Raw genomic sequence first — 6,397 nt, 5'->3', positions numbered from 1 at the left:
GGCGGCGGGGGTGTTCGCGGGTCGCGGCGGGACGGGCGAGGGCCCGGCGGGTGTTCGCGGGTCCGCGGGGCCGGGAGGGGGTCCGGGCGGCGGGGAGGTTCGCGGGGCGCGGCCGGACGGGCGAGGGCCCGGCGGGGAGGCGCAGGCGGGTTGGTCGGGCAGGGCGGGGCCAGGGGCGAGAATCGGCCGCGCCGCGCCGGGCAGGGGGCGGGGGGCAGAGGCGTACGCGGGTCGGCCGAACCCGGTCGGGGTGCTCTCAACGCCGTGAGCGGCCCGCTGGACCGCTACGGCAGGGTCCCGGCCTCGTCCGCGTCCAGCAGGGGAGCCAGTAGGTCGCCGTAGTCCTGGATCCTCGGGGCGATGTCCACCGCGTGGAAGTCCAGCCGGCCCGGTGTGCGGCACTCCTCGATCTCCTCCCAGGTCACCGGCGCCGAGACGGTCGGTTCCGGGCGGGCTCGGAGGGTGTAGGGGGTGGCCGTGGTCTTGCGGGCGGCGTTCTGGCTCCAGTCGACGAAGACCTTCCCCGGGCGCAGGCTCCTGGTCATCCGGTGGAGCGCGAGCCGCGGCATGGTCTTCTCGGCCTCCACGGCGAGCGCCTTGGCGTACTCGGACACCCGCTCGGAAGACGCCCCGCGCACGGCGGCGAGCAGATGCAGCCCCTTGGAGCCGGAGGTCTTGGCGTAGGCCTCGAAGCCGTCCTCCGCGAGCCGTTCACGCAGCCACAGCGCGACCTCGCAGCACTGGACGATGCTCGCCGGAGCCCCCGGATCGAGGTCGAACACGATCCGGTCCGCCTCGTCGGGCGTATCGACGAGCCACTGATGGGTGTGGAACTCGGTCACGAGGTTCGCCGACCACATCAGGCTCGGCAGATCCTGCACCAGCACCATCCGCGAAGGCCCCTCGACCCGGGGCACCTCGGCGGTGGTGACCCACTCGGGCGTACCCGGCGGCACGTTCTTCGTGAAGAACACCTGTCCGTCCGGCCCGTCCGGATACCGCAGGAAGGACACCGCCCTGTCCCGCAGATGGGGCAGCAGAACCTCGGCGACGGTCGCGTAGTAGTGCAGCACCTCGCCCTTGGTGAAGCCGGTGGCGGGATACAGCACCTTCTCCAGATTGCTGAGAGCGAGCCGTCGCCCCTCCACCTGCGTGATAGGCGCCATACGATAAGAATCCCACGCAAACCATGACGAACACTCCCGAGCGTGACCGGAAGGGTGCTGCACGTGAGATCCATCTGGAACGGCGCCATCTCGTTCGGCCTGGTCAGCATTCCGATCAAGCTGGTGAACGCCACCGAGAGCCACTCGATCTCCTTCCGCCAGATCCACACGGAGGACGGCGGCCGCATCCGGTACCGCAAATTCTGCGAACTGGAGGACCGCGAGGTCACCCAGGGGGAGATCGGCAAGGGTTACGAGGACGCGGACGGCACGATCATCCCGATCACCGAGGAGGACCTGTCGAGCCTGCCCCTCCCGACGGCCAAGACGATCGAGATCGTCGCCTTCGTCCCGGCCGACCGGATCGACCCGCTCCAGATGGACGCCGCGTACTACCTCCAGGCCGGCGGCGCCCCGGCGGCGAAGCCGTACACCCTGCTGCGCGAGGCGCTCAAGCGCAGCAACAAGGTGGCCATCGCGAAGTTCGCCCTGCGGGGACGGGAGCGCCTGGGCATGCTCAGGGTCGTCGGCGAGGCCATCGCCATGCACGGCCTGCTGTGGCCGGACGAGGTCCGCGCCCCCGAGGGCCTGGCCCCGGACTCCCCCGTCTCCGTCCGTGAACAGGAACTGGACCTCGCGGACGCGCTGATGGACACCCTGGGCGAGGTCGACCTGGAGGACCTGCACGACGAGTACCGGGAGGCCGTGGAGGAGGTCATCGCCGCGAAGGCCGCCGGCGAGGCCCCGCCCCAGGCCCCGGAACCGGCCGCGGGCGGCAAGGTCCTGGACCTCATGGCGGCACTGGAGAGCAGCGTCCGCGCGGCCCGCGAGTCCCGCGGCGAGGAGGCCGAGCACGCCGAGGTGAAGTCGCTCCCGCAGCGCAAGACGGCCCGGGCGGCCCCCAAGCAGACCGGCGGCAAGAAGTCGACGTCCACCGCGAAGAAGACGGCGGCCAAGAAGACCACGGCGGCGAAGAAGTCGACGGCCAAGTCGGGCCAGGGCCAGGGGCAGGGCACGACGAAGAAGGCGGCGTCGAAGAGCACCGCGAAGAAGACGACGGCGAAGAAGTCGGCGTCCCGCAAGCGCACGGCCTGACGCGCCGCGCGCGCTCGGTACTGGTCGGCGTCCGCCCGGGTACTCCACGTCCGGGCGAGACCGGAGGGTCGGGGGAAATCCGGAGGGGCGAGGGGCCGGGGAAAACCGGAGGGACGGGGGCCGGGAAAACCGGAGGATCGGGGGCCCGGGGGAAAACCGGAGGGTCGGGGGAGAGAGACCGGAGGCAGCATGCCGCAGTCCACGGACCACCACACCGGCGACGCGCTCGACATCCACTTCATCGGCAACGCGACGGTGCTGCTTTCGTACGGCCCGCTGACCCTGCTCACCGACCCGAACTTCCTGCACCGGGGGCAGTACGCCTACCTCGGCTACGGCCTGCTGAGCCGCCGCCTGACGGAACCGGCTCTGGACGTCCACGACCTGCCCCGCCTCGACGCGGTCGTGCTGTCGCATCTGCACGGCGACCACTGGGACCGCCGAACCCGCAGGCACCTGGACCACACCGTGCCGATCCTGACCACACCGCACGCCGCCCGCCGCCTGAGGGCCGTACACGGATTCCACCGCACGGCGGGGCTGCGCACCTGGAAGGCGCTCACCCTCCAGCGCGACGGCGTCCAGGTCACGGTCACCGCCCTGCCCGGCCGGCACGCGGGCCGCGCGATGCTGCGCAGGCTGCTGCCGCCGGTGATGGGAAGCATGCTGGAGTTCGGCCCCGCCGGGGGAGAGACCCGCATGCGGCTCTACATCTCGGGCGACACGCTCGTGTACGACGGCCTGCAGGAGATCGCCGACCGCTTCCCGGCCGCGGACCTCGCCGTCCTCCACCTGGGAGGCACCCGCCTTCCCGGCGGCTTCGTCGTCACGATGGACGGCACCCAGGGTGCCGAACTCGCCCGTCGCCTCGACCCCCGGCTCGTGCTGCCCGTGCACTACGGGGACTACACGGTGATGCGCTCGCCGCTGTCCGCGTTCGTCGCCGAGGCCGACGCCATCGGCCTCGGCGACCGTATCGTCCACTGCGGCCACGGGGAGCACGCCCGCGTGCCGTGCGGTCCGGGGGCGGTCCCGGAGATCTACTGAGACTGAGGCGGTCCCGGCGGGTCAGGCCACCCGCCTGCCCTCCTGCTGCTCGGACTCGTCCTCCTCCTCGTCCGGCAGATGGACGTCGCCGACGGCGATGTTGACCTCCACGACCTCCAGGCCGGTCATCCGCTCCACCGCGTTGACGACGTTGGTCCGTACGTCCGCGGCGGTGTCGGCGATGGCGGCGCCGTACTCGACGACCACATCGAGATCGACGGCGGCCTGACGCTCGCCCACCTCGACCTTCACCCCCTGGGTGACCCCGCCGCCCCCGCCCGGCACCCGCTGACGTACGGCTCCGAAGGCCCTGGTCATGCCTCCGCCGAGGTTGTGCACCTCGGGGATCTCCCGGGCCGCCATGCCCGCGATCTTCGCGACGACCGTGTCCGCGATGGCGGTGTTCCCGCGGGTGCCGGGAGCACCCTTGCCGCCCTGCGATGTCGCCCCGTCCTGCCTGCCCGCTGTGGTACTGCGCTGAGTGGTCTCCGTCATGACCGTCACCTCGATGATCGGTGAGGGGATGAGCAGCGTCGTTCCTCTCCACGGTAGAACAATGGTGCGTATGGGGCGAAAGTGGGCCATCAGGCTGCTCTGAACCTCACCCTTACCGGGTGAAGCCGTCCTGTCTTGCCGTGGGCACGCTGAGAACGGCATGCGTCACCGGCCGGGGTCACCCCGTGCCGGTCGCGCACGGGATGGAGGACGGAAATGACCGCGCAGACGTACCTGGCCTACGACTTTCCGCTGCTGAGCGCCTTCTGGACCGTGTTCTGGGTCTTCCTGTGGATCATGTGGTTCGTCCTGCTCTTCCGGATCGTCGTCGACGTCTTCCGCGACGACTCCATGAGCGGCTGGGCCAAGGCAGGCTGGCTGGTGTTCGTCTGCGTCCTGCCGTTCCTCGGGGTGTTCATCTACGTGATCGCCCGCGGCAAGAATATGGGCCGCCGCGAAGCCGCCCAGGCACGCGCCCAGCAGGAGGCGTTCGAGAGTTACGTGCGGGAGACCGCGAAGAGCGGCGAGAGCCGGTCCGGCAGCGTCGACGAGCTCGCCAGGCTGTCCGAGATCCGCGCCCGCGGCGACATCACGGACGAGGAGTTCCGCAGGGCGAAGGAACTGGTCCTGGCGGGTGGCCACCCCGCACCCGGCGGCTCGAGCCCGAGGTAGCGGCATGACCGCCGCGCACCCGGGGAGCTCCGGCCCGTCCCTGCGGGAATGGGCCACCGGCGTGACCGTGTTCGCGGCCATCATGCTGATGATGGCCGGCATCCTCGACATCATGCGCGGCATCGCGGAGATCGCCGACGACGACATCTTCGTCACGACACGGAACTACGTCTTCGCGTTCGACCTGACCGCCTGGGGCTGGATCCACCTGGCCCTGGGCGTGCTCGCCTTCGTCGTCAGCTTCGGCCTGTTCGTGGCGGCGACCTGGGCCCGCGTCACCGGCGTCTGCATCGCCGGCCTGGTCATCCTCGCCAACTTCCTCTCCCTGCCGTACTACCCGGCGGGGTCGATCGTGATGATCGCCGCAGCGGGGTTCATCGTCTGGGCGCTGTGCGTGATGAGGAAGGACGACGCGGCTGTCCCGGCCGGGAGTTCGGCGGGCGGGTGAAGCAATGGGATCCAAGCGATACCCTGGCCTACAGAGTGCGCCCGACAGACCAGGCTGCGCCTTGCCACTTCTCTTCGAATTGCTCTCGGTCGATGACGAGAGCTGAGAATTCTGGCTGGCCGGCAACATCCTCGATGGATCCGACCGGGATCTCGCTCAGGCCAATCTCGCCGGATTCATGGAGTGCATCGGCCTTCAGTTTGCGTCCGTCCCTGTACTCCTGCACTTTCCGGACCTCATAACCGTCCTCGCCGATCTCGCTGTAAAACCTGATCGGCTCGGACTTGAAGTCGTGCAGCCAGTCCACCTTCCAGTACTCCATGTGATCAGCTCTCGGCTCCTCGCGCTTCCGCCGACCGTCGCGGCCTCGCCGCTCGCGAGTCGGCCGTACGACCTCCGGCGCTCGGCGCCGTCGACGTGTTCATCCAGGGGCCTCGTCGGGGCTCTGTGCCTGTCTCAGCTCGTCGCATAGCCGATCTCGGCAATGTCCTCTGCGAGATCCGCCAGGACGATTTCCGGGTTCAACGCGCGGACGACTGCTTCGGTCAACGGGCTGGAGGAGAAGACGTGACGCACCGCGTCCAGGTCAACCGGGACCTCGTAGTAGTCCTCGGCCCATCGCTGAAACGCTTCGGGCGAGCGATCCACCAATAGTTGGAAGAGGTATCCGGCGCCGTCCGGGTCCTCCGTTGCCGATTCGGGAAAATCGATCGTCCCCGCTTTCCAGCCGTCGTCGCCCGCCTCTTGCCACACACAGGCGGTGACAAGAGGCATCCCGTCCTCGTCGCAGAACGCAGGCTCCTCGACGTACCTCCGGAAGACCTCAGGAACCTCGTCCAGCACTCCGGGCCATGGTCCGTCCTCTGCATAGGGACTCATGGGCGATTCGTGATCGAAGCCCCGCACGTAGACGCCGGCGGGTGAGAAAACAATGGAGTACTCGTCGCCCGATCCGCTCCGCATCGAGGCCATCGACTCCGTCTCGGACCAGTGGTCGTCGAAGGAGTGGCGGCGGCTCTCCCACTCAGGTCTCAGGACTGCCTCAAGCAGGGCCATGGAGCGGCAGTGCTCACGAAGGACTGCTGTCCCAGGCAGGTGTCGAGCAACGTCATGAACGGTCACCCGCTCATCCAACCGCATGCCTCTGACAGTGCAGGTTCCTGCCGACGGGTCCCGTCGCCCCCGACCGGGACGCTGCGGACAGGGCGACTCACCACCTGCACACACACGAAGACCCCGTCCCAGCGAAAGCGCTGATGGCGGGGTCTTTGGGCACCTCATGCAAGGTGCCCCCGGCAGGATTCGAACCTGCGCACACGGCTCCGGAGGCCGTTGCTCTATCCCCTGAGCTACGGGGGCGTGTTCGTCGCGTTGCTCGCGGCGACGGGTAGAACACTACCAGCTCCCTCGGGGTGGTCATGAACGGGTTTTCGCTGCCGGGGGCCCGGATGCGGGTCGCTCGTGCGGGGTGGAA

General features: G+C 69.3%; 8 protein-coding genes and 1 tRNA gene. 4 read left to right on the top strand and 5 right to left on the bottom strand.

The genetic code is table 11. The features are described 5' to 3' along the window. Positions 1-284: 284 nt before the first annotated feature. The gene (gene ligD / locus ABT116_RS09145; RefSeq protein ID WP_351629968.1) at positions 285-1,166 is read right to left on the bottom strand and encodes a non-homologous end-joining DNA ligase; all 882 of its coding nucleotides are present in this window, start codon (positions 1,164-1,166) and stop codon (positions 285-287) included. 63 nt (positions 1,167-1,229) lie between these two features. Between ligD and ku the strand changes: the two genes are divergently transcribed. After that, complete coding sequence (gene ku, locus ABT116_RS09140) at positions 1,230-2,261, top strand: non-homologous end joining protein Ku (protein WP_502983844.1); 1,032 nt, start codon at positions 1,230-1,232, stop codon at positions 2,259-2,261. Between the two features lie 189 nt (positions 2,262-2,450). Next, the gene (locus tag ABT116_RS09135; protein WP_351629965.1) at positions 2,451-3,308 is read left to right on the top strand and encodes an MBL fold metallo-hydrolase; all 858 of its coding nucleotides are present in this window, start codon (positions 2,451-2,453) and stop codon (positions 3,306-3,308) included. 21 nt (positions 3,309-3,329) lie between these two features. Here ABT116_RS09135 and ABT116_RS09130 read toward each other — a convergent pair whose 3' ends face one another. Next, the gene (locus tag ABT116_RS09130) at positions 3,330-3,803 is read right to left on the bottom strand and encodes an Asp23/Gls24 family envelope stress response protein (RefSeq protein ID WP_351629963.1); all 474 of its coding nucleotides are present in this window, start codon (positions 3,801-3,803) and stop codon (positions 3,330-3,332) included. Positions 3,804-4,019: 216 nt separating this feature from the next. Here ABT116_RS09130 and ABT116_RS09125 point away from each other — a divergent pair, with 216 nt between their 5' ends. Then, entirely contained in the window at positions 4,020-4,475 is a 456-nt protein-coding gene (locus ABT116_RS09125; RefSeq protein ID WP_351629960.1) for an SHOCT domain-containing protein, read from the top strand. A gap of 4 nt (positions 4,476-4,479) precedes the next feature. Continuing rightward, complete coding sequence (locus ABT116_RS09120; protein WP_351629957.1) at positions 4,480-4,923, top strand: DUF7144 family membrane protein; 444 nt, start codon at positions 4,480-4,482, stop codon at positions 4,921-4,923. Between the two features lie 28 nt (positions 4,924-4,951). Here ABT116_RS09120 and ABT116_RS09115 read toward each other — a convergent pair whose 3' ends face one another. The 3 genes from ABT116_RS09115 to ABT116_RS09105 all read right to left on the bottom strand — a co-directional run bounded on the left by ABT116_RS09115 (position 4,952) and on the right by ABT116_RS09105 (position 6,282). Further along, positions 4,952-5,230: a DUF6881 domain-containing protein gene (locus ABT116_RS09115; RefSeq protein ID WP_351629955.1), complete on the bottom strand. Its 279-nt coding sequence runs from the start codon at positions 5,228-5,230 to the stop codon at positions 4,952-4,954. A 149-nt stretch (positions 5,231-5,379) separates the two neighbouring features. Beyond that, on the bottom strand, positions 5,380-5,979 hold the full coding sequence (locus tag ABT116_RS09110; RefSeq protein ID WP_351629952.1) for a hypothetical protein: 600 nt from the start codon (positions 5,977-5,979) through the stop codon (positions 5,380-5,382). Between the two features lie 231 nt (positions 5,980-6,210). After that, a tRNA-Arg gene (locus ABT116_RS09105) sits at positions 6,211-6,282 on the bottom strand. Between the last annotated feature and the right edge of the window lie 115 nt (positions 6,283-6,397).

The sequence above is a fragment of the Streptomyces sp. NPDC002130 genome (genome assembly GCF_040296465.1).
In the GTDB taxonomy this organism is placed as follows: domain Bacteria; phylum Actinomycetota; class Actinomycetes; order Streptomycetales; family Streptomycetaceae; genus Streptomyces.
The sequence above is the reverse complement of the archived record's forward strand: the minus strand, read 5'-3'. Positions and strand labels throughout refer to the sequence as shown.